The organism is Roseomonas sp. BN140053 (assembly GCF_047690175.1).
Classification (GTDB): Bacteria; Pseudomonadota; Alphaproteobacteria; order Acetobacterales; family Acetobacteraceae; genus Roseomonas.
This window is the reverse complement of record NZ_JBLLEB010000008.1, coordinates 75,723-97,224: the sequence shown is the minus strand read 5'-3', so window position 1 is coordinate 97,224 and position 21,502 is coordinate 75,723. Positions and strand designations below refer to the sequence as shown.

Here is a 21,502-nt window from a genome sequence, read left to right as displayed (position 1 = left end):
GGTGCCCGGGTTGATCTCCGTCCGCCGCGGGCGTTAGCAGGCGCTTCGGAACGACGGGGGAAAGAGCCGATGACCCAGCACCAGGCAGACCGGGCCGGTCACGCCCCCGGGGCAGCAGGTGGCCCCGCGCCGTCGCGCCCCGGCGGGATGCGGGTGCTGGGCCTGCTGGGAACGGCCGCCCTGGCTCTGGCGGTGCCGGCGGCCGGCGCGCTGGCGGGCCCGGGTGCCGAGGCCCGGCGCGGCGCGATGGCGACTGAAGCGATGCCGGTGCAGGACAGCAGCCCGCATTTGCCCAAGGTGCTGACCAAGCCCGAGCCCAGCGGCGCCGAGCGTCCGCCGGTGGTCCGCGAGCCGACCCGGCCGCCGGCCGCCGGCAACCGGCCCTCGCAGGGCGGCAACACGGCCGGCGTAGCGCTGCGGCGCGAGGATGCCGCGAACACCCCGCCGCTGCGCCCCGACCAGCCGGTGAGCGTGCAGCTGAACGGGCGGCAGAACGCCTTTTTCCGCATCGCGCCGGAGGTCACCGGCCCCTTCATCGTGACGACGCGGCGCCTGGGCCAGGGCACAGACAGCACCCTGGCCCTGCTCGACCGTGCCGGCACGGTGATCGAGGAGGATGACGATGGCGGCGACGAGAGCCTCGCCTCCCGCGTGGAGTCCGGCTCGGGCCAGCGGCCGGCCCTGGTGCGCGCCGGCACGGCCGACAATGCCGGCGGCAGTTTCGAGGTGGTGCTGACCCGCGACGTCGACCCCGGGCCGCAGCCCTTCGGCACCAACGCGGCGGAGGCCGCGCGCTACCCGCTGCCGGCTGCCGGGGCGGAGGTGCATGTCCGGCTGCGGCGCGGGCAGGCCGCCTTCTTCGCCCTGCCGGAGGGGCCGCGCAACCTGGCGGCCTTTACCCGCAACCTGCGCAACCAGACCGACACGGTGCTGCAGCTGCTGGACGCCTCCGGCCAGGTGGTCGAGGAGGACGACGATGGCGGCGAGGGGCTCGGCTCGCGCCTGCCGCTGGGCGAGGCCGGTGCGGGTGCCGTGGTGCTGCGCGCGGCGACGCTGAACGAGCAGGCCGGCGAGTTCGACCTCGCGGTCGAGGCGGTGGCGCCCTACGTCCCCTATGAGGGCCCGAGCACGCCGGCCGAGGCGGCGAACCGTCCGCCCCTGGCGCTCGGGCAGTCGCTGCACCTCCGGCTCCGCGCCGGGCAGGCGGCGGTGTTCGCCCTGCCGTCTGAGGACGGGGCGCTGCTGGCCCTGACCCACGGGCTGCGCCGGGGCACGGACACGGTGCTGGAACTGGTGGACCCGGCCGGCACCGTGCTGGCCGAGGACGATGATGGCGGCGAGGGCCTGTCGTCCCGGCTGGCGCTGCCGGCTGCCCCGCGACCGGCCTTCCTGCGCGCCCACGGGCTGGAGGATCAGCGCGGCGATTTCGAGCTGGTGCTGATGCGGGCCGCGCGGGCGGAGTGACGGCATCTGCCTTTGTTTTGGCTTGGTGAAATCAGCAAGCCGAGGGGAAGTATCCCCCCGGACCCCCTTCTATTTTCGGGAGTTTCGGGCTGCGCCCGTGGTCGGTGGCGCGCTTTTACTTCCGAAAAAAGGAGGGGGACTGGGGGAATTCACTCCCCCGGCCTTCTGCTCCTCGGCCAGGCGAGTCACTCCGCCACGGCCAGGGCGGTGACGCGGTCGTAGAACATCTCGCGCGCGTCCGGCACCGCCCGGTGGCGTGCGCCGAAAGCGTCGCGGGCCAGGAAGTGCCCGGTCAGCCGCAGCCCCGCCACCCAGTCGGCAGGGCCGGAAGGGAGGTCCGGGTCGCGCAGGAAGCCCGGCAAGGGCAGCAGCCGGTCCAGGAAGGGTTCGGCGGCGCCCGCCGACACGGCGCGCCCGGTGCGGGGGGACACGTGGGTCAGCGCCTCGCGCGTGCCGGTGGCGGCGCAGCTGTCCAGGTCCAGCCCGTAGCCGAGTTCCGAGAGCAGCAGCACCTCCCAGCGCAGGTAGTCCGGCAGCACGGCGCGGGCGCCCTCGCCCAAATGTGCCAGCACCGGCACCAGGGCGCGGAAGGCCCGCGGGTGCGGCTCGCGTTCCGGCAGGGCTTCGGCTGCCACGGCGCAGGCGGAGGACAGCAGCGACAGGGCCAGCCGGTCCTCCATGGCCAGCGCCGCGGTGGGGTGCACCAGTTCCCCCGTCAGGGAGCCGAGCTGTTCGGCCAGCCGCGCCTTCCAGCGCGCCTCCACGAGGTTGCCGGGCTGCCAGATCGGCGCCTGGTTGCGCGAGGCGCCGCCATGCGCCAGGCCGGCATGGCGGCCCTGTTCCTCCGTCAGCAGGGTGACCACCGCCCCGCCCTCGCCCATCGGCCGGGCGTCCAGGACGATGGCCGGTGCTTCCCATTCCATGCGGGTGGAAATGGCCCCGCCGGGGCCGCTGCGGAAGGGCTGCCGGGGTCCGGGCCTTGCCGCGGAAGCGGGACGGCCGCCATCGGGCGTGCGGAGCGGCGGTTGCCGGGCGCACCGTCCGGCGCGGTGTGCGACCAACCTCGCGGGACGGCGCGGTCAGCCTTCCTCGTGCAGCCCGATGGCGCGCAGCCGGGCGCGTTCCTCGTCCCAGCCGGGACGTTCCTTGACGTTGAGGAAGAGGTGGACGCGGCGTTCCAGCAGCTTGCCCAGTTCCTCGCGGGCGCGGCGGCCGATCTCCTTCACCCGGCTGCCGCCGTCGCCGATCAGGATCGCCTTCTGCGTCGCGCGGGCGACGTAGATGGTGCAGTCCACCCGCACCGAGCCGTCGCGGCGTTCTTCCCAGTTCTCCGTCTCGACGGTGGCGTGGTGCGGCACTTCCTCGTGCGTCTGGCGCAGGATCTGCTCGCGCACGATCTCGGCCGCCAGCATGCGCTCGTTGAGGTCGGAGAGCTCGTCTTCGGGGAAGAGCCAGGGGCCGGGGGGAACCGCCTCGGCCAGCTTCTCGCTCAGCCGGTCCAGGCCGTCGCCCTTCTCCGCGGACACCATGAAGGTTTCGGCGAAGGTGAGCTGCTCGTTGAGTTGGGCCGTCAGCGGCAGCAGGCGCTTGGTGTCCAGCAGGTCGGTCTTGTTGAGCACCAGCCAGAGCGGCGGCGAGCCCTTCTTCAGCCCCTCGACGATGGAGGCCACGCCCTCGGTCAGCCCGGCACGGGCATCCACCACCAGCAGGGCGAGGTCGGCATCCTGCGCCCCCGTCCAGGCCGCCTGCACCATGGCGCGGTCCAAGCGGCGGCGTGGGCGGAAGATGCCGGGCGTGTCGGTCAGCACCACCTGCGACTGGCCGAGCATCAGCACGGCGCGCACCCGGAAGCGCGTGGTCTGCGGCTTGGGCGACACGATGGAGACCTTGGTGCCGGCCAGCCGGTTCACCAGGGTGGACTTGCCGGCATTGGGGGCGCCCAGGACGGCGGCGATGCCGGCGCGGCGGGGGGCGCTGTCGTCAGCCATCCCGGCCTCCATCGCGAGGGGGCAGGCCGGCGAGCCAGGCTTCCGCCGCGGCCTGTTCCGCCGCGCGCTTGGTGTCGCCCACCCCTTCGGCCGTGCGGCCGGCGGCCTGGACGGAGACGGAAAAGACCGGCGCGTGGGATGGGCCGGCGGCGCTGTCCGTGCGGTATTCCGGCAGGCCGAGGCCGCGGCCCAGGGTCCATTCCTGCAGGCGGCTCTTCGCCGACATCGGCGGGGTGGGGTCGGCGGCCAGGAAGCTGGCCCATTCCTGGCGCACGAAGCGCCGCGCCGGTTCCAGCCCGCCATCGAGGTAGAGGGCGCCGATCAGCGCCTCGGTGGCGTCGGCCAGCACGGTGGCGCGCTGGCGCAGCCCGGTGCGGCCTTCCGCCGGCGGGATGCGCAGGGCGGCGGACAGGCCGATCGTGTCGCCGATCTTGGCCAGCACGTCGGCCGCCACCAGCACGGCCAGGCGCTTGCCCAGCTCGCCCTCGCGCTCCTGCGGGAAGCGCTCGCTGAGCCATTCCGCGATGCACAGCGCCAGGACGCGGTCGCCCAGGAATTCCAGGCGCTCGTTGCTGTCCAGCATCCGGCGCTTCGGGTCCGCGGCGGACCGGTGGGTCAGCGCCTGCGCCAGCAGGCCAGGATCGCGGAAGCGGTGCCCGAGGTGCTGCCCGAGGGGGGTGTCGGCGTCCGTCATGTTCTCATCCGCCCCACACCTCAGCGGACGGCCGTGAACAGCCGGCTCCAGCGGATGGTGAAGGGCCAGGCCCAGACTTCCCACCAGCGCGCGGAACCGTCCGTGGAGAAGAACAGGAACTCGGCCCGGCCCACCAGGTTCTCCACCGGCACGAAGCCGACGGCGTACATGTAGCGGCTGTCCTGGCTGTTGTCCCGGTTGTCGCCCATGGCGAAGACGTGGTTCGCCGGCACGAGGTATTCCGGCGTGTTGTCGGCCGGCTGGTCGTCGGAAATCTCGATGATGGAATGCGTGCGCGGCTCGGCGCCGGTGCTGGCGGGCAGGGTTTCCTGGTAGCGCCGCACGGACATGCGCGGCCCGTCGCCTTCCACCGTGTAGGTTCCCACGGATTCGCGCCGCACGGACTGGCCGTTCACGAAGAGGACGCCGCCGCGGACCTGGATGCGGTCGCCGGGGAGGCCCACGATGCGCTTGATATAGTCGGTGGTGCCGTCGGAGGGCAGCTTGAACACTGCCACGTCGCCGCGTGCCGGCAGGTGGCCGAAGATGCGGCCCGAGAACAGGTTGGGCGAGAAGGGCAGCGAGGCGCGGGAATAGCCGTAGGAATACTTCGACACGAACAGGTAATCGCCCACCAGCAGGGTGGGGATCATGCTGCCCGAAGGGATGTTGAACGGCTCAAAGGCGATGGTGCGGATGCCCACGGCGATTAGCCCGGCATACACCACCGTTTTGAGGGTTTCGGCCCAGCCGCCCTGGGCCTTCTTCTTGGTCATGCTCAAGGGAATGGGGTCCGCTTCCGCGCGCCACGGGACGGGGGCGACGGGCGGCGGATAGAGCCCCTGCCCCCCTGCCCTGTCAAGGAAGGGTGACCGGGACGGTCAGGCCGGGTCGCGGAGGGTGGCGGCGTCCCGGGAGGGGGAGAAGGAATTCTCCCCCTCCCGGACCCTCCCCCTCATCTTCTTTCAGGGGTGCTGCCGCGAGCTGGACTGACAGGTCGGGTGCGCCGGAGGGCCATGCCCTCCGGCGACTGTGGCGTCAGCCCACGCTGCCGAGGATGAATGTCTTCCGGGGCCTGAAGCACCCGACATGGCCACTCCGACCGCGGCAGCACCCCGGAAAAAAAGATGATGGAGGGTACGGGAGGGAGAATTCCTTCTCCCTCCCGGGTCACGGGCGCCGCCCCACCCTCATGGCAGCGGCACGGCCGAGACGATCACCACCGCCTCGGCATAGGGCCACTCGTCGGTCATGGTCAGGCTGATCTGGGCGCCCATGCCGCGCGGCGTGATGGCGGCCAGCCGCGCCGCGGCGCCGCCGGTCAGCCGCAGGGTGGGCTGGCCGGAGGGGAGGTTCACCACGCCCAGGTCGCGCCAGAACACCCCTGCCGCCATGCCGGTGCCCAGGGCCTTGGCCGCGGCTTCCTTGGCAGCGAAGCGCTTGGCGTAGGTGGCGGCGCGGATCTTCTCGGTGCGGGACTCCGCCTTGCGGCGCTCGGCCTCGGTGAAGACGCGGTTGAGGAAGCGCTCGCCGTGGCGCTGGATGGTGCGCTCGATGCGGCGGATGTCGATCAGGTCGTTGCCCAGGCCGATGATCATGCCTTGGCGCGCTCCACCTGCTCGATGCCGGGACAGGCGCGCAGGGCGGCGATGACGCCGGACAGGTGACGCAAGTCCTTCACTTCCAGGTCCACGTTCAGCTCGCTGAAATCGGCGGCGCGATGGAGGAACTTCAGCGACTGGATCTTGCCGTGCTGCTTGGCGATGGCGATGGTCAGCGCCGCCACCGCCGCGTCGTCATTGGCGGTGATCACCGCCAGCCGGGCCACGTGCTCGCCGCCGGCGCCGTCCGCCTGGTCCCAGTCGATGTCGATGAAGCGCTCCGGCGTCGCGGCAAAGGAGGTCAGGGTGGAACATTCGGCGTTGTGCACGGTGACGCCCTTGCCCGTGGTGACGATGCCGACGATGCGGTCGCCGGGAACGGGGTGGCAGCAGCCGGCGAAGCTGACGGCCATGCCGGCCACCAGGCCGGAGATGCCGTGCGCGACTTCGGGGCGGCGGGCCTGGCGTGGCGGCACCACGGTGGCGCCGGGCTTGCCGCGGGCACGGCCGACTGGCAGGCCTTCGTGCACCGGGCGCTGCGGGCCGCGCAGCTCCGGTACGGCGGCGTGCAGCACGTCGCGGGCGGAGATGTTGCCGTTGCCGACGGCGATGCAGAGCTCCTCGAAGCCCGGCTGCTTGAGCGCCTTGACCGCGGGCTCCACCGTCTTCTCGGAGAAGTCGAGCCCTTCCTGGCGGAAGGCGCGGGCGATGGCGCCGCGGCCGCTCTCGCGCGATTCCTCGCGCTGGCGGGACAGCACCACCCGGCGGATGCGAGCGCGCGCCTTGCCGGTGACGACGAAGCGTTCCCAGGCCGGGTTGGGCGAGTTGCCCCGGGCGGTGATGATCTCGACCTGGTCGCCGTTTTCCAGCGGCTGGCGCAGGGGCTTGATCTGGCCGTTGATCTTGGCGCCCACCGTGCTGTCGCCGACCTGCGAGTGCACGGCGTAGGCGAAGTCCACGGGCGTGGCGCCGCGCGGCAGGGCGATCAGGTCACCCTTGGGGGTGAAGCAGAAGACCTGGTCGCGGTGCAGCTCGAGCTTGGTGTTCTCTAGGAAATCCTGCGCCTCGCCGGCATTCTCCAGGATGTCCAGCAGATCCTTGACCCAGGGGTAGCGGCGGCGCGGCTGCGCGGCACCCTCGGGGCCCTGCTTGTAGATCCAGTGCGCGGCGACGCCGTACTCGGCGACCTCGTGCATCTCGGGGGTGCGGATCTGCACCTCGATCTTGGCGTTGTGCCGCTCGGGCACGGTGACGCCGGTGTGCAGCGACTGGTAGCCGTTGGTCTTCGGCGTCGAGATGTAGTCCTTGAAGCGCCCGGGCACCACGCGATAGGCAGAGTGCACGGCGCCCAGGGCGGCGTAGCACTGGCCCTTGTCCGGCACGATCACCCGGAAGGCCATGATGTCCGAGAGCTGCTCGAACTCCACCTTCTTCTCGTGCATCTTCAGCCAGATGGAGTAGCCGGATTTTTCCCGGCCCTGCACGTCCAGCACGGGCACTTCCGCCTCCACCAGCTTGCGGCGCAGGTCGGCGGCGATCTCCTCGATCAGGTCGGCGCCCTGGCCGCGCAGGAAGGCCATCCGCGCGGTGATGGTTTGCCAAGCGTCGGGCTGCAATTCGCGGAAGCAGATGGATTGCAGCTCGGCCCGCAGCGCCTCCATGCCGATGCGCTCGGCGAGGGGGGCGTAGATCTCCATGGTTTCGCGCGCCACGCGCTGCCGCTTCTCCGGCTTCACCACGAAGTTCAGGGTGCGGACATTGTGCAGCCGGTCGGCCAGCTTCACGAGCAGGACGCGGATGTCCTCGCTCATGGCCAGCACCAGCTTGCGGAAGTTCTCGGCCTGCTTGGTGCGCTCGGACTGGATTTCCAGCCGGGTCAGCTTGGTGACGCCGTCCACCAGCTTGGCGACCTCGGGCCCGAAGCCCTTTTCCAGCTCGCGCAGCGTCAGGCCGGTGTCTTCCACCGTGTCGTGCAGCAGGGCGGTGGCGATGGTCGCGGTGTCCAGCCGGTAGCCGGCCAGGATGCGGGCCACCGCGACGGGGTGGCCGATATAGGGGTCGCCGTTCTCGCGCTTCTGGCCGGAATGGGCGTCGCGGGCCAGGGCATAGGCCCGCTCGATCAGGCCGCGGTCGGCCCGCGGGTCGTAGGCGAGGACGAGGTCGGCGATCGCGGCGCCGTCCATGGCCTCGGGCGCCGGCGCGAGGCCGGCGGGGGGCGCCGCGGCGACGCCCTCGGGGGCGTGCGCCGCCCAGCTCCAGGGGGAACCGGGGGCGCTCACGCCGGCTCCGGTCAGCGGCGGTCGCCGCCGCCCAGCTCGGCGGCGATGGCCGCCTCGATGTCGTCGGCGCCGAGGTCGTCCACGGTCATGCCGGCATCGGCCGCCTCGCCCTCGTTCACGTCCATGACGCCGAAGATGTTCTCGTCGGTGGCGATGAGGTCGATGACCTCCTCTTCCACCGGCTCCGGCTCGGGCGCGCGCAGCAGGGACTTCACGATGTCCTGCTCCAGCGCGTCGAGGTCCAGCGTTTCCTCGGCGATCTCGCGCAGGGCGATCACGGGATTCTTGTCGTTGTCGCGATCCACCGTCAGCTCTTCGCCACGGCTGATGTTGCGCGCCCGCTGCGCGGCCTTCAGCACCAGCTCGAAGCGGTTGGGAATCTTGTCAATGCAGTCTTCAACCGTGACTCGGGCCATGGAACACCAGTGTTTCTGCGGGGGACAGCGTCAGATAGCGACGACGCCACGATGCCGCAAGGGTTTCACAACCGGTGCATGGACATTGCCGGTATGCCGCGCAGCAGTTCCGCCATGCTCATTCCGGTCACGGGATGGTGCCAGTCCGGGGCAACCTCGGCCAGCGGCACCAGCACGAAGGGGCGCAGATGGGCGCGGGGATGCGGCAGGATCGGGTCCGGCCCGGCCCTCACCAGGTCGCCCACCGCGAGGAGGTCCAGGTCCAGGGTGCGGGGCGCGTTGAGGTAAGGGCGGGCGCGGCCGGCGCCGCGTTCCAGCGCCTGCAGCGCCCGCAGCAGCGCTTCCGGGTCGGCCGTGCCGCCCAGCCGGGCGACGCCGTTGCAATAGGGCGGCGAGCGAGGGTCGGGCGGGTCGGCCGGGGTTTCCCACCAGTCCGACACGGCCCGGAGGGGCAGGCCGCAGAGCCCGTCCAGCGCTGCCGCGGCCCGGCGGCAGGTGTCCAGCGGCGAGGCGCCGTCCGGCCCCGGCAGGTTGGCCCCCAGGGCGATCAGCGTATCCCCGAACACCTCTTCACTCCTCGGCTGCCGCAGGCTGCGGCGTGACCGGCGCCGCGCACGGGCGCTTTCCCGGCCCTGGCTGCCCAGACCGGATGCCTTGCCCAGGCCGGTTCCGATGCCCGGCGATCCGCTCTATGGCCCGACACAGAATGCCGCACCCCCCTGCCCCTGGCGACCCGTCCACCGATCCGGACCGCGATTGCCCGCTCTGCCCCCGCCTCGTCGCTTATCGGGAAGCCAACCGGCTGGCGCAGCCCGGCTGGCACAACGCGCCCGTGCCGTCCTGGGGGCCGCGCGGGGCGCCGGTGCTGGTGCTGGGGCTGGCGCCGGGGGTGCGCGGGGCAAACCGCACCGGGCGTCCCTTCACGGGCGATTATGCCGGCCGGCTGCTCTACGCCACGCTGCTGCGGCACGGCTTGGCGACCGGGATCTATGCCGAGGACCCGGCGGACGGGCTGCAGCTGACTGGCTGCCGCATCACCAATGCCGCGCGCTGCGTTCCCCCGGCCAACCTGCCCACCACGGAGGAGGTCCGCACCTGCAACCGCTTCGTGCAGGCGGAGCTGGCGGCGATGCCGGGGCTGCGGGCGGTGCTGGCGCTGGGCACGGTGGCGCATGCGGCGCTGCTGCGGGCGCGCGGCCTGGTGCTGGCGCGCTACCGCTTCGCCCATGGCGCGCTGCACGAGCTGCCGGGCGGGCTGATCCTGGCGGATTCCTACCATGTCAGCCGCTACAACACGAACACCGGCGTGCTGACGGAAGCGATGTTCGATGACGCCGTGCGGGGGATGCTGCGGCGGATCGGCGTGGCCTCGGCCGCCCCGGTTCAGTCCGCCCCGGCGTGACGTGGGTCCGCCTCGGGTGAGGGTTCCGCCGGCGTGGGGGGCGCGGGCCAGGACGCCGCATCTCCCCGGCGGGCGATCGTGACGTAGCCGCGGCGGAGCAGCAGGGACACTTCCTCCACCCCGGGCTCGGTCAGCAGGAAGGCTACGATGGCCCGCAGGAAGGGGTCACGCCGGGGGATGAAGCGGCCGCTCCACGGTCGGGACCAGTCGAAGAAGCCGTTGATCGAGGCGCGCTGCGGGTCCTCGTCGTAGCGCCGGGCGCCGCCGTGCCGGCTGCCCATGCGGAAACGGTAGATCAGGCCGCTGTAGTGGTATGTCGGGTAGCCGTCGGCACCGGGCTCGCCGATCTCCTCGAAGCGGTCCGTGGATACGGCCAGCGTGCCGCTGCCACGCCGCAGCCACGGGGGCAGCATCAAACGTGCTGCCCGCCATTGATGTGGATCTCGGCGCCGTTGATGTAGGAGGAGCCGGCGGAACACAGGAACAGGATGGTTTCCGCCACCTCCCCCGCCTCGCCCAGGCGGCGCAGCGGGATCTGCCGCTCCACGATCTCGGCCGTGCCGGGGGACAGGATGGCGGTGTCGATCTCGCCGGGGGCGATGGCATTCACGCGGATGCCGTGCTCGCCGAACTCATGCGCCAGTTCCCGCGTCAGGGCGTTCAGCGCCGCCTTGGAGCAGGCATAGGCGGCGCCGGCGAAGGGATGCACGCGCGAGCCGACGATGGAGGTGACGTTGACGATCGTCCCCTGCCCGGCCCGCAGCTGCTCGAACAGCCCGCGCGCCAGCATCGCCGTGGAGAAGAGGTTGACGTTGAACACGCCCGTCCAGGCCGCGTAGTCCGTGTCCAGCACGCCCATGCGGCCGCCGCCCGGCGCCTTGGGCGAGATGCCGGCATTGTTCACCAGCGCGTGCAGCTGGCCGTCCGGCAGGCGCTGCTTCACCAGGGCGATCAGCTCGCCCACCGCCACGGGGTCGGACAGGTCGGCCTGCAGGTGGCTCTCGCGCGCCTCGGGCCAGCGGCATTCCTCCGAGAAGGGCTGGCGGGACACGGTGAGGATGCGCCAGCCCTCGGCCTGGAAGCGCTTCACGGTGGCGTGGCCGATGCCCCGGCTCGCCCCGGTCAGCAGCATGATCTTGCGGGATGCCGACATGGAGGGGTGCCTTCTCTGCCGGGCGGGTTATGCGGCGCGCGGTGCCGGCCGGTCCAGGGTCCCGCCGCGGCCCGACCCTGGCAGCCCCCACCATCCCCGGACGGAGCGGGACGGCACCGGGCCGTGCTGCAACCGTCCCGGCGCCCCGGCAGTTTCCCTGCCAGCACCAGCACGGCTGAGGAGTCTGCCATGTCCGACGGCAAGGGCCATGATCCGGGGGACGCGGTCCCGCCAGGGGTCGCGGTGAAGTACCCCGCGCCGCTGAGCGAGCACGACCGCGACGTCAAGCGCAAGCTGGAGGAGCTCGGGGCGGGTCACCCGCCGCCGGAGCGCGGTCAGCCGCAGGGCCAAGCGGAAACGATCGGTCCCGAGAACCGCGACGGCGAAGCGGACTGATAGAGGTGCCTGCCAGGCCGGCCACCGGGAGGGGGAGAAGGAATTCTCCCCCTCCCGGGCCCTCCCCCTCATCTTTTTCCGGAGGGCTGCCGCGGTCGGGGCTGTGTACGTGGCGCGCACCAGAGGGCGAAGGTCTCCACCCGCACCCGGCAACTCCCGAAAAAGGATGAGGGTGGGTCTGGGAGGGAGAATTCCTTCTCCCTCCCAGAGGCCACAAGCACTGCGGTATGAGCGAAGCAGCCGACTGCGCGCCGCCCCGGGCCGGCCGCTTCAGCCGTAGCGTTCCTCGTTCCAGGGATTACCGCGGTTGTGGTAGCCGCGGACTTCCCAGAAGCCGGGCCGGTCGGCCGCCAGGAACTCGATCCGGCGCAGCCACTTGGCGCTCTTCCAGAGGTAGAGATGCGGCACCACCAGCCGCATCGGCCCGCCATGCTGGTGTTCCAGCGGGGCACCATTCCAGGCAAAGGCCAGGACGTTCTCCGGCCGGTCGAAGTCGTCCATGGCGAGGTTGGTGGTGTAGCCGTCATGGCTTTCCAGCGACACGAAGCGCGCCTCGTCCTTGGGGCGCACGCGCTCGATCAGCGCCGAGACGGGCACGCCGTCCCAGTCATTGTCGTAACGGGACCACTGGGTCACGCAGTGGATGTCGTTGCGGAACTGCTGGCGCGGCATGGCCTGCAGTTCCGTCCAGTCCAGGGTCGCGGGGGCGGCGACCAGCCCGTCCAGCCGCAGCTTCGCGGCCTCGGCCGGTACGGCGGGATGAACGCCGAGGTCCAGCACGGGGAAGTCGCGCACCAGGCGCTGGCCGGGCGGCAGGCGGTCGCGTTCGGGGTCGCCGGCCTGCCCGGTCAGCAGGCGCCCTTCGCGGGCCCAGCCTTCCTTGGTGCGGACCAGCTTGTCCTTGATCGCGCCCTCGATCCGGACGCCGTCCTCTTCCGCCATGTCCCGCCTGCCCCTAGCTGATCGGGCCGCAGGATAGAGCAGCCGGCGCCCCGATGGCAGCGGGGCGCGCGGCCGGGATTCAGCGCGTCGCCGAGCCCAGGGACACGTCGGACAGCGCGTCGCCGCTGCGGGAAGCGGCCGGGCGCAGCGCCAGGATCGACACCAGGATCAGCGCGCCGATCATGCCGACATGTTCGGTGGCGGTGTGGAAGGACACCACGCCCATGATCCCTTCCAGCGCCCAGAAGCGGTGGACGATCAGGATGGTCAGCAGGGTGAAGATCCCCAGCGCGCCGGCGCCGAGCCAGACACCGCGCCGGGCGATGATCAGGGCCGAGCCGCCGAGCTGCACGATGACCGTCGCGACGTTGAACAGCCAGGCTGGTTCCAGCCCGAACTGGCGCATCTCGCCCATGCCGCCGCTGAAATCCAGCAGCTTGGCCAGGCCGCTGCCCCAGAAGGGAAAGGTCAGCAGGATGCGGCCCAGCGCCTCGGTGGCGGCGGGCGCGAGCAGGGTTCTTACCCAGGCAGGCGTCACGGCAGGAATTCCTCTCGATCTCGGAACGGAGGGATTCCTAGCGCCCGGACCGCCTCCCTTCAACATCCCGCGACCGGGTGGTCAGCCCTTTTCGCCCCGCATCAGCCGCGCCTTGTCGCGCTGCCAGTCTCGGGCGGCCATGGAGGCACGCTTGTCCGCCTTGGTCTTACCCTCCGCCAGGCCGAGCACGATCTTGGCCAGGCCGCGCTCGTTGAACAGCACCTCCAGCGGCACCAGCGTCGCGCCCTCGCGCGAGATGGCGCCGGCCAGGGAGGTGACCTGCTTGTTGTGCAGCAGCAGCTTGCGCGGCCGGCGCGGCTCGAAATGCGCCATGAAGGAGCCGGCCTGCCATTCCGGGATGTAGCAGTTGAACAGCCACATCTCGCCGTCGCGCTCGCCGGCCCAGGCTTCGGTCAGCGTGGCGCGGCCGGCGCGCAGGCTCTTCACCTCCGGGCCGAGGAGGACGATGCCGGCCTCGACGCGGTCGTTGATCTTGTACTCGAAGGTCGCCTTGCGGTTCCGTGCGGCGGTGCCGTGGCTGATCAGGCCCTTCTTGCGGGGTTCGGCCATGCGCTGTTCCGTTCGGCTTCAGTTGAGCAGCCCCGCGCCGGTCAGCGCGGCGCGGACGCGGTCGCGGCTGTTCTGCGCGATGGGGGCCAGGGGCAGGCGGCAATGCTCGGAGCCGTGGCCGAGCAGGGAGGCGGCGAACTTCACCGGGCCGGGCGAGGTTTCGCAGAACATCGCGTCGTGCACGGGCACGAGGCGGTCCTGGATGGCGATGGCATCCGCCGCGCGGCCTTCCGCCCAGGCATCGTGCATCTCGCGGCACAGGCGGGGGGCGATGTTGCCGGTGACGCTGATGCAGCCGTGGCCGCCCGCGGCCAGAAAGGACACGGCGGTGTGGTCCTCGCCCGAGAGCTGGCAGAACTCCGGCCCGCAGGCGAGGCGGGTGTGCAGCGGGCGCGTCAGGTTGGCCGTGGCGTCCTTGACGCCGACGATGTTGGGGTGCCGGGCCAGCCGCGCCATGGTGTCCACGCTCATGTCCACCACCGAGCGCGGCGGGATGTTGTAGATGATCAGCGGCAGGTCCACCGCGTCGGCGATGGCGGTGAAGTGCAGGAACAGGCCCTCCTGCGTCGGCTTGTTGTAATAGGGCGTCACCACCAGCGTCGCATCCGCCCCTGCTGCCTTGGCGTGCTTCGCCAAGCGGATCGCCTCGGCCGTGCTGTTGGAGCCGGCGCCGGCGATCACCGGCACGCGGCCGCCGGCGGCTTCCACGCACATCTCCACCACGCGCTCGTGCTCGGTGTGGCTCAGGGTGGGGCTTTCGCCGGTGGTGCCGACGGGGATCAGGCCCTGGGTGCCCTCGCGCACCTGCCAGTCCACGAATCCCTGGAACGCCTTCTCGTCCACGGCGCCGTCGCGCGTCATGGGCGTGATGAGGGCGACGAGGGAGCCCTTGAACATGGGGGAGAATTCCTTCCGGCGAAGGGCGGGAACCTAGGCGCACGGCCCCGCAGGGACAAGGATGCGGCGCGCCGCGGCGGAAGATGGCTGCCGGCTGCCCCGGGTAGCCCCAAGCCGCCGCGGGCGGCCCGCGCTCCGCCCCCGGGCGGACTGGGCTGTGCTGGGCCGGGACGCGCCCGGGTTATCCTCTGCCGCGGGACAAGGGACGGCGGCTTCGGCTAAACAGGCCCGCGATGCGACGCTCCCTCCTCGCCCTGCTGCTCCTGGCCGCAACGCCCGCCGCCGCCCAGCCCTGGGCCAGCGAGACGCAACGCGCCGCCGGCAAGGCCGCCATCGCCGCCGCCGGGCAGGGCCGGGTGGCGGAAGCCGAGGCGATGGGCGTGGGCGCCGACCCGCTGGCGCGCAAGATCGTCACCTGGATCCGGCTGCAGACCCGCGGCCAGGCCACGGCGGCCGAGCTGGCCAGCTTCATGGCCGCCAACCCGGACTGGCCCCTGCCGGAGGTGCTGGCCCGCCGCGCCGAGGAGGCCCTGGCGGTGGAGCCGGACGACGCGCTGGTGCTGCGCCACTTCGACCGCGTCCCCGCCCGCGGGCTGGACGGCGCGGCGCGGCACGCGGACGCCCTGTCCCGCGCCGGCCGCGCGCTGGAAGCCACGGCGGTGCTGCGCGCCGCCTGGGCCGAGGCGCCCGGCGACGCGCTGGCGGAAGCCGCCTTCCTGCCGCGCGCCGCGGCGGTGCTGACGCCCAGCGACCATTGGGCGCGCTTCGACCGGCTGAGCACCGCGCGGGACTTCGCCGGGGCCGGGCGGGTGCTCTTCGCGCTGGACCCGGCCCGGCGCGGCGCGGCGGAGGCGCGGCTGGCGCTGGCCGCCGACCGCGCCGACGCGGAGGCCCTGCTGCCGCCGGCCGGCGCCCGCGACCTCGGGTTGCTGGCGGAATACGCCCGCTGGCTGCGCCGGCGGGAGCGCGACGCGGAGGCCGCCGCGGTTTGGCAGGCGGCCGAGCCGCTGCAGCGCGACCTGCCCGCCGCCACCGGGCGCGCGATCTGGGCGGAACGGCAGGTGCTGGCGCGCAAGCTGCTGCGGCTGGGCGATGCCCGCACGGCCTATCGGCTGGCGGCGCAGCACGGTCAGGCCGGCCCCGGCGAGGCGCGCGGCGATGCCGAGTTCCTGGCCGGCTGGATCGCCCTGCGCCGGCTGGGCGACCCCGGCGCGGCGCGGACGCACTTCGCCGCGGTGGGCGAGGGCAGCAACAGCGTGATCACCCGCGCCCGCGGCGCCTACTGGGAAGGCCGCGCCTTCGCCGCGCAGAACAACCCCGGCGCCGCCAGGGAGCGCTGGACCGCGGCCGCGGCGCTACCCACCAGCTTCTACGGCCAGCTCGCTTCCGTGGCGCTGGGCGAGGACGCGTCGCGCCTCGCCGCCCGGGTGCAGACCGCGGCCAGCGGTGCCCCGACCCCGGGCGACCTGGAAGCCTTCGTGGACCGCGAGCTGGCGCGCGCCGTGCTGACCCTGGCCGACCTGGGCGAGAGCCGCCGCACCCGCGTGTTCCTGCTGCGGCTGGAGGACCTGTCGCCGGACGCCGCCACCCGCGTGCTGACGGCGCGGCTGGCCGCCACGGTGGGGCGGCCGGACAACGCCGTCTGGGTGTCGCGCCGCGCCGGGGCGGACGGGGTGATGATGGTGCCGGAAGGCTGGCCCACCCCCTATCCGACCCCGGAGGGCGGTCCCGAGCCGGCGCTGGTGCAGTCCATCTCCCGCCAGGAGAGCAACTTCGACCCCAGCGCGGTGTCGCCCTCCAACGCGCGCGGGCTGATGCAGCTGCTGCCGGGCACCGCCGCCGACGTGGCGCGCAAGAACGGCATCCCGCACCAGCTGGCCTGGCTGACCACGGACCCGCAGCACAACACCAAGCTAGGCGCGCTGTATCTCGGCGACATGCTGGCGCGGTTCGGCGGCAACCCGGTGCTGGCGGCCGCAGCCTACAATGCTGGGCCGCGCCGGGTGGACGAGTGGCTGGGCACCTATGGCGACCCCAACGGCGGCGGCGTGGAGCTGCTGGACTGGATCGAGCAGATCCCTTTCACCGAAACCCGCAACTACGTGCAGCGGATCGTGGAGAACGTCGTGGTGTACCGCGCCCTGAACCCCACCGGTGCGGCGTCCGAACACCCGCTGTCGCGCTGGCTGGCGCCATGATGCTGCGCCGCTTCGCCGCGCGCGACGGCCTGCCGTTGGCCGCGCTGGACTGGCCGGGCGACCGCGGCCGCACGCCGCTTCTGTGCCTGCCCGGCATCTGCCGCACCGCCATGGATTACGAGGAGTTCGCCCTGCGCCACCGCGGCCACCGCCGGGTGGTGGCGCTGGACTATCCCGGCCACGGCGAGAGCGGCCGTGCCGCCGAGGTGTCGCGCTACACGCCGCAGGCGGTGGTCGGGGATATCCTGGACGCCTGCGCCGCGCTGGGCCTGCACCGCGCGGTGGTGGTGGGCACCTCCTTCGGCGGGCTGATGGCGATGTTTCTCAGCCTGGTGCGGCCGACGCTGCTGCGTGGGGTGGTGCTGAACGACATCGGCCCGGTGGTGGAGCCGCTCGGGCTGGAGCGCACGCGCGGCTTCGTCGGCCGCGACCCCGCCTTTGCCCGCGACGAGGAAGCGGTGGCCTACCTGCAGCAGGTGATGCCGGGGATGCCGCTGCGCGACGCGGAATCCTGGCGCCGCTTCGCCACCCTGACCTATCGCCGCGGCGAGGATGACCGGCTGCACCCGCGCTGGGACACACGGCTGGCGCAGGTGATGGAGGGCGGGGCGCCGGTGGCGGATTTCGGGCCGGTCTTCGCCGGGCTGCGGGACATCCCGACCCTGCTGATCTGGGGCGAGCGGAGCGAGTTCCTGTCCGCGCGCACCGTGCAGGCGATGCGGGCGGAGAAGCCGGACCTCGGGCTGATCGTGCTGCCGGATTCCGGGCACGCGCCGACCCTGGGGGAGCCGGAACTGGCGCCGCGCCTGGATGCCTTCCTGGAACGGCTGGCGTGACGCCGGCGGCGCTGGTCGCCACCCTGGGCGGGATCGGGCGGCTGCGCCCGGCGCCGGGCACCTGGGGGTCCGCGGTGGTGCTGCCGCTGGCCTGGCTGGGGCCGCTGCCCTGCCTGGTGCTAGCGGCGCTGCTGGCGGTGGCCGGCACCTGGGCGGTGTCGCGGCTGCCGGAAGCGACGCAGGACCCGGGCTGGGTGGTGGTGGACGAAGGGGCCGGCCAGTGCCTGGTGCTGGCCGCCCTGCCCGCCTTGCCGGGCGGGCTGGCCGGGCTGGGCTGGGTGCTGCTGGGTTTCGCGCTGTTCCGGCTGTTCGACGTGCTGAAGCCCTGGCCGGTGTCCTGGGCCGACCGCCGGTCCGGCGCCGCCTGGGTGATGCTGGACGACCTGCTCGCCGGTGCCCTGGGGGCGCTGGCGGTCCTGCTGCTGCGGAGCTTCGCCTGATGCTGCCCGACGCCACCCTGGAACAGGCGGCCGCGCTGCTGGAGCAGCTACGCGCCCGGGGCGAAACCCTCGCCACCGCGGAATCCTGCACCGGCGGGCTGATCGCCGCGGCGCTGACGGCGGTGGCGGGGTCCTCGGCCGTGGTGCTGGCGGGCTTCGTGACCTACAGCAATGCCGCCAAGACCGCGATGCTGGGGGTGCCGGAAGCCACCCTCGCCGCGGTGGGCGCGGTCAGCGAGGAGGTGGCGCGGGCCATGGCGGAAGGGGCGCTGGAACGGTCCGGCGCCGACCTCGCCGTGTCCGTCACCGGCGTCGCGGGCCCCGGCGGCGGGTCGGCCGAGAAGCCCGTCGGGTTGGTGCATCTGGGGCTGGCGCGGCGCGGGGCGCCCACCCGGACGGTGCGCCGGGTGTTTCCGGGGGACCGCACGGCGGTGCGCGCCGCCACGGTGGCCGAGGCGTTGCGGCTGCTGGCCGAGGGATGAACCCGCCGCGCCGCCCGCACGGGCCGGAGCAGTGCCGGGCGGCGGGAGGCCGGCCGCGTGACGCGAAGCCTGCCCTGCCCTGCTCGCGCCTCCGCGCCCGGCCGCCGGCGGTTCGGCCGCCACCCCGGAGGTAGCCGTCCTGCGCGTCGCCGTGGTCACCCCCTATGCCGACGAGCCCGCCGCCACCCTGCTGCGCTGCCACAACAGCGTGCGGGCGCAGACCCATGCCTGCACCCACATCATGGTGGCCGACGGCGCGCCGCGGGCGGAGGTGGCCGGCTGGGCGGTGGAGCACACCGCCCTGCCCCGGCGCTACGCCGACAACGGCAACACGCCGCGCGGGATCGGGGCGATCCTGGCCTGGAACGGCGGCTTCGACGCCGTGGCCTTCCTGGACGCCGACAACTGGTACGCGCCCGACCACGTCGCCAGCCTGGTGGCGCTGTGCCGGCGGGATAGCTGCGCCGTGGGGTTCAGCGACCGCCAGATCGTGCTCGGCGATGGCGAGTTGGTGGCCGTGCCCGACCCGGAGGACGCGGCCCGCGCCCATGTGGACACGAGCTGCATGTTCTTCACCGCGGCCGCCGCCCGGCTGACAACGGCTTGGGCGATGATGGACCAGCCGCTCTCGCCGGTGGGCGACCGGGTGATGCTGGCGCTGATCCGTCATGCCGGCCTGCCGCATGGCTGGAGCGGGCAGCGGACGCTGTTCTTCCGCTCGCTCTACGCCCACCACTACCGGCTGGCCGGGCGCCCGCCGCCCGACGACCTCCACGCGGTGGATGCCGACCGGCTGCTGCGCGACTATTCGCCGGCCCGCTCCGCCGAGCGGATCGGCATCCGGCTGGACGTGTCGCGCCTGGTCTGACGCGCGCGGCGGGGCCGGTGCTCGCGCCCCGCCGCGGCGCGGTTCAGGCGGCGCGCTTGGCGACCTCGTCCGGGCTCATGCGGACCAACGCCTCGTAGTCGGCCAGCAGGGTCTCGGTGATGGCGCCGGGGGTGTAGCTGTGCTCGCCGATGGCGCGCACGGGGGTGACCTCGGCGGCGGTGCCGGCCAGGAAGACTTCCGTGGCGCGCGGCAGTTCCTCGACCTTGATGGTGCGCTCCACCACCTTCATCTGGCGGTTCTTGGCCAGCCGCATCACCGTGCGGCGGGTGATGCCGTCCAGGAAGCAGGCCGGGGTGGGGGTATGCACCTCGCCGTCGAACACGAAGAAGGCGTTTGCCCCGGTGGCCTCGGCCACGTCGCCCTTGTAGTCCAGCATCATGGCGTCGTCGAAGCCCTCGGCCTCGGCGGCGTGCTTGGAAAGCGTGCCGATCATGTACAGGCCGGCCGCCTTGGAGGCGGTGGGGGCGGTGTCGGGCGCCGGGCGCTTCCACTTTGCCATGCCCAGGCGCACGCCCTTCATGCGGTTGTCGCCGAACAGGTTGGGCCAGCCCCAGGTGGCGATCGCCAAGTGGATGGTGGTCTGCTGCGCCGACACCGCCAGCTGCTCCGAGCCGCGCCAGGCGATCGGCCGGATATAGGCGTCCGTCAGGCCGTTGCGCCGCACCACCTCGATGCAGGCGGCGTCGATCTCCTCGGCGGTGTAGGGGATCTCGAAGCCCAGGATGCGGCCGGACTGGATCAGCCGCTCGGTGTGCTCGCGCAGCTTGAAGATGTTGCCGGCGTAGCAGCGCTCGCCCTCGAACACGCCGGAGGCGTAATGCAGCCCGTGCGACAGGACGTGCAGCTTGGCGTCGCGCCAGGGGACCATGGCGCCGTCCCACCAGATCCAGCCATCGCGATCGTCGAAGGGAATCAGCGCCATGTTGTTGATCCTTCAGGGCAGCTCGACGCAACAATCTTGCGTAACGAGCGGAAACTAGAACTTCATCGCGTTTTGTGTCAATAAAACTGACCCAACTCGGAGTCATGGCGGCCATGCCGGAAGGGCCCATCTCGGGCAGCGCGAACAAGGGCGGCATGCCGGTTTCCGCCGGGCGGGAGCACCTGTTCCTGCGGGAGGACGAGCTGCGCCTGGCGCAGGACCTGCTGTTCTTCGGCTACCGCGACTTCACCAGGGATGCCGACGTGCTGCTGGAGCAGCTCGGCCTGGGACGGGCGCACCACCGGGTGCTGCATTTCGTCGGCCGCCGGCCCGGCCTGACGGTGGGGGAGCTGCTGGGCATCCTCGGCATCACCAAGCAGAGCCTGGGCCGGGTGCTGGGCGCGCTGCTGGAACAGGGCTACGTCACCCAGGCGCCGGGCCGCGCCGACCGCCGGCAGCGGTTGCTGAGCCTGACGGAGAGCGGCCGGATGCTGGAACGCCAGTTGTTCGACAAGCAGCGCGATACGGTGATGCGGGCCTATCGCGAGGCCGGGCCAGCGGCGGTGGACGGCTTTCGCCGGGTGATGCGCGGGCTGATGGGGGCCGAGGCGCGGGCGCAGCTGGACCAGCTGGGCGGCCAGCCGGCCGCGCCCGGCACGGCGCCGGCGGGCGGCATGGCGGGGGGAATGCGGCGATGAGCGAGCAGCCGCACCTGCTGGTGGTGGACGACGACCCCCGGCTGCGCAGCCTGCTGCAGCGCTTCCTCAGCGAGCAGGGCTTCCGGGTCAGCGCCGCGGGCGACGCCCCGGCGGCGCGGCAGGCGCTGGGCTCCATGGCCTTCGACCTGCTGGTGCTGGACGTGATGATGCCCGGCGAGTCCGGCCTGTCGCTGGTGGAGAGCCTGCGCCGCGAGGGGCAGGAGGTGCCGGTGCTGATGCTGACCGCCGCCGGTTCCCCCGACGACCGGGTGGCGGGCTTCGAGCACGGCGCCGACGACTACCTCGCCAAGCCCTTCGACCCGCGCGAGCTGGCGCAGCGGGTGCGCGCCATTCTGCGCCGGGCAGCTCCGGCCGCCGCCGCCCTGCCCGTGGCGCCGGTGCAGCTGGGCCGCTCTTGGTTCGACCCCGAGCGGGGCGAGCTCCGCAACGCCGAGGGCACGACGCGCCTGACGGGCGGGGAAGCGGCGCTGCTGTCCGCCCTGGCACGGCGCGCCGGCGACGTCCTGTCGCGCGAGGAGATCGCCGTGGCCCTGGGCACCCCCGATGCCGGGGAGCGCGCGGTGGACGTGCAGGTCACCCGCCTGCGCCGCAAGATTGAGCCCGACCCGCGCGAGCCGCGCTTCCTGCAGACCGTGCGCCACCGCGGCTACGTGCTGAAGCCGGGGGCCTGAGCGCC

Annotated in this window: 25 protein-coding genes; 10 read left to right on the top strand and 15 right to left on the bottom strand. The window is 72.8% G+C overall.

The window, feature by feature from the left end:
• The first annotated feature begins 69 nt into the window (after positions 1 to 69).
• Positions 70 to 1,464 (top strand): hypothetical protein, encoded by a 1,395-nt coding sequence (locus ACLIBK_RS10280; RefSeq protein ID WP_415387161.1) that lies wholly within the window; start codon positions 70 to 72, stop codon positions 1,462 to 1,464.
• Between the two features lie 185 nt (positions 1,465 to 1,649).
• On the opposite strand, the gene recO is transcribed toward ACLIBK_RS10280, so the two are convergent.
• The 8 genes from recO to folK all read right to left on the bottom strand — a co-directional run bounded on the left by recO (position 1,650) and on the right by folK (position 9,008).
• Positions 1,650 to 2,387, bottom strand: a complete 738-nt coding sequence (recO, locus tag ACLIBK_RS10275; protein WP_415387160.1) for a DNA repair protein RecO — start codon at positions 2,385 to 2,387, stop codon at positions 1,650 to 1,652.
• Between the two features lie 156 nt (positions 2,388 to 2,543).
• Entirely contained in the window at positions 2,544 to 3,452 is a 909-nt protein-coding gene (gene era, locus ACLIBK_RS10270; RefSeq protein ID WP_415387159.1) for a GTPase Era, read from the bottom strand.
• Positions 3,445 to 4,146 carry a ribonuclease III gene (rnc, locus tag ACLIBK_RS10265; protein ID WP_415387158.1) on the bottom strand — a complete coding sequence of 234 codons (702 nt, stop codon included), beginning with the start codon at positions 4,144 to 4,146 and terminating at the stop codon, positions 3,445 to 3,447. The genes era and rnc overlap by 8 nt, the downstream gene beginning before the upstream one ends.
• A 20-nt stretch (positions 4,147 to 4,166) precedes the next feature.
• A complete protein-coding gene (gene lepB / locus ACLIBK_RS10260) occupies positions 4,167 to 4,922 on the bottom strand; it encodes a signal peptidase I (protein WP_415387157.1) in 756 nt (251 codons plus the stop codon).
• Between the two features lie 414 nt (positions 4,923 to 5,336).
• Positions 5,337 to 5,744 (bottom strand): holo-ACP synthase, encoded by a 408-nt coding sequence (gene acpS, locus ACLIBK_RS10255; RefSeq protein WP_415387156.1) that lies wholly within the window; start codon positions 5,742 to 5,744, stop codon positions 5,337 to 5,339.
• On the bottom strand, positions 5,741 to 7,930 hold the full coding sequence (locus ACLIBK_RS10250; protein ID WP_415387242.1) for a RelA/SpoT family protein: 2,190 nt from the start codon (positions 7,928 to 7,930) through the stop codon (positions 5,741 to 5,743). Before ACLIBK_RS10250 ends, acpS begins: the two co-directional genes overlap by 4 nt.
• A 107-nt stretch (positions 7,931 to 8,037) precedes the next feature.
• Positions 8,038 to 8,442 carry a DNA-directed RNA polymerase subunit omega gene (gene rpoZ, locus ACLIBK_RS10245; RefSeq protein ID WP_415387155.1) on the bottom strand — a complete coding sequence of 135 codons (405 nt, stop codon included), beginning with the start codon at positions 8,440 to 8,442 and terminating at the stop codon, positions 8,038 to 8,040.
• A 65-nt stretch (positions 8,443 to 8,507) separates the two neighbouring features.
• Positions 8,508 to 9,008 carry a 2-amino-4-hydroxy-6-hydroxymethyldihydropteridine diphosphokinase gene (gene folK / locus ACLIBK_RS10240; protein ID WP_415387154.1) on the bottom strand — a complete coding sequence of 167 codons (501 nt, stop codon included), beginning with the start codon at positions 9,006 to 9,008 and terminating at the stop codon, positions 8,508 to 8,510.
• Positions 9,009 to 9,133: 125 nt separating this feature from the next.
• Here folK and ACLIBK_RS10235 point away from each other — a divergent pair, with 125 nt between their 5' ends.
• A complete protein-coding gene (locus ACLIBK_RS10235; protein ID WP_415387153.1) occupies positions 9,134 to 9,844 on the top strand; it encodes a uracil-DNA glycosylase in 711 nt (236 codons plus the stop codon).
• On the opposite strand, the gene ACLIBK_RS10230 is transcribed toward ACLIBK_RS10235, so the two are convergent.
• Positions 9,826 to 10,257: a hypothetical protein gene (locus tag ACLIBK_RS10230; RefSeq protein ID WP_415387152.1), complete on the bottom strand. Its 432-nt coding sequence runs from the start codon at positions 10,255 to 10,257 to the stop codon at positions 9,826 to 9,828. The genes ACLIBK_RS10235 and ACLIBK_RS10230 overlap by 19 nt on opposite strands.
• Positions 10,257 to 10,997: an SDR family NAD(P)-dependent oxidoreductase gene (locus ACLIBK_RS10225; protein ID WP_415387151.1), complete on the bottom strand. Its 741-nt coding sequence runs from the start codon at positions 10,995 to 10,997 to the stop codon at positions 10,257 to 10,259. Before ACLIBK_RS10225 ends, ACLIBK_RS10230 begins: the two co-directional genes overlap by 1 nt.
• Positions 10,998 to 11,186: 189 nt before the next feature.
• Here ACLIBK_RS10225 and ACLIBK_RS10220 point away from each other — a divergent pair, with 189 nt between their 5' ends.
• Positions 11,187 to 11,393 (top strand): hypothetical protein, encoded by a 207-nt coding sequence (locus ACLIBK_RS10220; protein ID WP_415387150.1) that lies wholly within the window; start codon positions 11,187 to 11,189, stop codon positions 11,391 to 11,393.
• A gap of 270 nt (positions 11,394 to 11,663) precedes the next feature.
• Here ACLIBK_RS10220 and ACLIBK_RS10215 read toward each other — a convergent pair whose 3' ends face one another.
• From ACLIBK_RS10215 to dapA, 4 genes are all read right to left on the bottom strand, one after another.
• A complete protein-coding gene (locus ACLIBK_RS10215; RefSeq protein ID WP_415387149.1) occupies positions 11,664 to 12,335 on the bottom strand; it encodes a sulfite oxidase-like oxidoreductase in 672 nt (223 codons plus the stop codon).
• Between the two features lie 79 nt (positions 12,336 to 12,414).
• Complete coding sequence (locus ACLIBK_RS10210; RefSeq protein ID WP_415387148.1) at positions 12,415 to 12,873, bottom strand: DoxX family protein; 459 nt, start codon at positions 12,871 to 12,873, stop codon at positions 12,415 to 12,417.
• An 81-nt stretch (positions 12,874 to 12,954) separates the two neighbouring features.
• Positions 12,955 to 13,443: an SsrA-binding protein SmpB gene (gene smpB, locus ACLIBK_RS10205; RefSeq protein ID WP_415387147.1), complete on the bottom strand. Its 489-nt coding sequence runs from the start codon at positions 13,441 to 13,443 to the stop codon at positions 12,955 to 12,957.
• An 18-nt stretch (positions 13,444 to 13,461) separates the two neighbouring features.
• Positions 13,462 to 14,340: a 4-hydroxy-tetrahydrodipicolinate synthase gene (dapA, locus tag ACLIBK_RS10200; RefSeq protein ID WP_415387146.1), complete on the bottom strand. Its 879-nt coding sequence runs from the start codon at positions 14,338 to 14,340 to the stop codon at positions 13,462 to 13,464.
• A gap of 233 nt (positions 14,341 to 14,573) precedes the next feature.
• Between dapA and ACLIBK_RS10195 the strand changes: the two genes are divergently transcribed.
• The 5 genes from ACLIBK_RS10195 (at position 14,574) to ACLIBK_RS10175 (ending at position 19,164) form a co-directional block, all read left to right on the top strand.
• Positions 14,574 to 16,538, top strand: a complete 1,965-nt coding sequence (locus ACLIBK_RS10195; RefSeq protein ID WP_415387145.1) for a transglycosylase SLT domain-containing protein — start codon at positions 14,574 to 14,576, stop codon at positions 16,536 to 16,538.
• Entirely contained in the window at positions 16,535 to 17,374 is an 840-nt protein-coding gene (locus tag ACLIBK_RS10190) for an alpha/beta fold hydrolase (RefSeq protein ID WP_415387144.1), read from the top strand. Before ACLIBK_RS10195 ends, ACLIBK_RS10190 begins: the two co-directional genes overlap by 4 nt.
• Positions 17,371 to 17,814, top strand: a complete 444-nt coding sequence (locus ACLIBK_RS10185) for a phosphatidylglycerophosphatase A (RefSeq protein WP_415387143.1) — start codon at positions 17,371 to 17,373, stop codon at positions 17,812 to 17,814. Before ACLIBK_RS10190 ends, ACLIBK_RS10185 begins: the two co-directional genes overlap by 4 nt.
• Positions 17,814 to 18,296 (top strand): CinA family protein, encoded by a 483-nt coding sequence (locus ACLIBK_RS10180; protein ID WP_415387142.1) that lies wholly within the window; start codon positions 17,814 to 17,816, stop codon positions 18,294 to 18,296. The genes ACLIBK_RS10185 and ACLIBK_RS10180 overlap by 1 nt, the downstream gene beginning before the upstream one ends.
• Before the next feature lie 151 nt (positions 18,297 to 18,447).
• Positions 18,448 to 19,164, top strand: coding sequence for a glycosyltransferase (locus ACLIBK_RS10175; RefSeq protein WP_415387141.1), 717 nt, complete (start codon positions 18,448 to 18,450; stop codon positions 19,162 to 19,164).
• Between the two features lie 43 nt (positions 19,165 to 19,207).
• Here the strand turns inward: ACLIBK_RS10175 and ACLIBK_RS10170 are convergent, their stop codons facing one another.
• Positions 19,208 to 20,107, bottom strand: coding sequence for a branched-chain amino acid aminotransferase (locus ACLIBK_RS10170; protein WP_415387140.1), 900 nt, complete (start codon positions 20,105 to 20,107; stop codon positions 19,208 to 19,210).
• 113 nt (positions 20,108 to 20,220) lie between these two features.
• Between ACLIBK_RS10170 and ACLIBK_RS10165 the strand changes: the two genes are divergently transcribed.
• Together ACLIBK_RS10165 and ACLIBK_RS10160 are read left to right on the top strand one after the other, a co-directional pair.
• Complete coding sequence (locus ACLIBK_RS10165) at positions 20,221 to 20,805, top strand: MarR family winged helix-turn-helix transcriptional regulator (RefSeq protein ID WP_415387139.1); 585 nt, start codon at positions 20,221 to 20,223, stop codon at positions 20,803 to 20,805.
• Complete coding sequence (locus tag ACLIBK_RS10160) at positions 20,802 to 21,497, top strand: response regulator (RefSeq protein ID WP_415387138.1); 696 nt, start codon at positions 20,802 to 20,804, stop codon at positions 21,495 to 21,497. The genes ACLIBK_RS10165 and ACLIBK_RS10160 overlap by 4 nt, the downstream gene beginning before the upstream one ends.
• Positions 21,498 to 21,502: the final 5 nt, after the last annotated feature.

Coding starts and splice junctions, on each gene's coding strand:
- ACLIBK_RS10160 (WP_415387138.1), top strand. CDS start 20,802: ATGAGCGAGCAGCCGCACCTGCTGGTGGTGGACGACGACCCCCGGCTG.
- ACLIBK_RS10235 (WP_415387153.1), top strand. CDS start 9,134: ATGGCCCGACACAGAATGCCGCACCCCCCTGCCCCTGGCGACCCGTCC.
- acpS (WP_415387156.1), bottom strand. CDS start 5,744: ATGATCATCGGCCTGGGCAACGACCTGATCGACATCCGCCGCATCGAG.
- rnc (WP_415387158.1), bottom strand. CDS start 4,146: ATGACGGACGCCGACACCCCCCTCGGGCAGCACCTCGGGCACCGCTTC.
- rpoZ (WP_415387155.1), bottom strand. CDS start 8,442: ATGGCCCGAGTCACGGTTGAAGACTGCATTGACAAGATTCCCAACCGC.
- ACLIBK_RS10220 (WP_415387150.1), top strand. CDS start 11,187: ATGTCCGACGGCAAGGGCCATGATCCGGGGGACGCGGTCCCGCCAGGG.
- ACLIBK_RS10225 (WP_415387151.1), bottom strand. CDS start 10,997: ATGTCGGCATCCCGCAAGATCATGCTGCTGACCGGGGCGAGCCGGGGC.
- ACLIBK_RS10230 (WP_415387152.1), bottom strand. CDS start 10,257: ATGCTGCCCCCGTGGCTGCGGCGTGGCAGCGGCACGCTGGCCGTATCC.
- smpB (WP_415387147.1), bottom strand. CDS start 13,443: ATGGCCGAACCCCGCAAGAAGGGCCTGATCAGCCACGGCACCGCCGCA.
- ACLIBK_RS10180 (WP_415387142.1), top strand. CDS start 17,814: ATGCTGCCCGACGCCACCCTGGAACAGGCGGCCGCGCTGCTGGAGCAG.
- lepB (WP_415387157.1), bottom strand. CDS start 4,922: ATGACCAAGAAGAAGGCCCAGGGCGGCTGGGCCGAAACCCTCAAAACG.
- recO (WP_415387160.1), bottom strand. CDS start 2,387: ATGGAATGGGAAGCACCGGCCATCGTCCTGGACGCCCGGCCGATGGGC.
- ACLIBK_RS10250 (WP_415387242.1), bottom strand. CDS start 7,930: ATGGACGGCGCCGCGATCGCCGACCTCGTCCTCGCCTACGACCCGCGG.
- ACLIBK_RS10195 (WP_415387145.1), top strand. CDS start 14,574: ATGCGACGCTCCCTCCTCGCCCTGCTGCTCCTGGCCGCAACGCCCGCC.
- ACLIBK_RS10280 (WP_415387161.1), top strand. CDS start 70: ATGACCCAGCACCAGGCAGACCGGGCCGGTCACGCCCCCGGGGCAGCA.
- era (WP_415387159.1), bottom strand. CDS start 3,452: ATGGCTGACGACAGCGCCCCCCGCCGCGCCGGCATCGCCGCCGTCCTG.
- ACLIBK_RS10190 (WP_415387144.1), top strand. CDS start 16,535: ATGATGCTGCGCCGCTTCGCCGCGCGCGACGGCCTGCCGTTGGCCGCG.
- dapA (WP_415387146.1), bottom strand. CDS start 14,340: ATGTTCAAGGGCTCCCTCGTCGCCCTCATCACGCCCATGACGCGCGAC.
- ACLIBK_RS10215 (WP_415387149.1), bottom strand. CDS start 12,335: ATGGCGGAAGAGGACGGCGTCCGGATCGAGGGCGCGATCAAGGACAAG.
- ACLIBK_RS10170 (WP_415387140.1), bottom strand. CDS start 20,107: ATGGCGCTGATTCCCTTCGACGATCGCGATGGCTGGATCTGGTGGGAC.
- ACLIBK_RS10165 (WP_415387139.1), top strand. CDS start 20,221: ATGCCGGAAGGGCCCATCTCGGGCAGCGCGAACAAGGGCGGCATGCCG.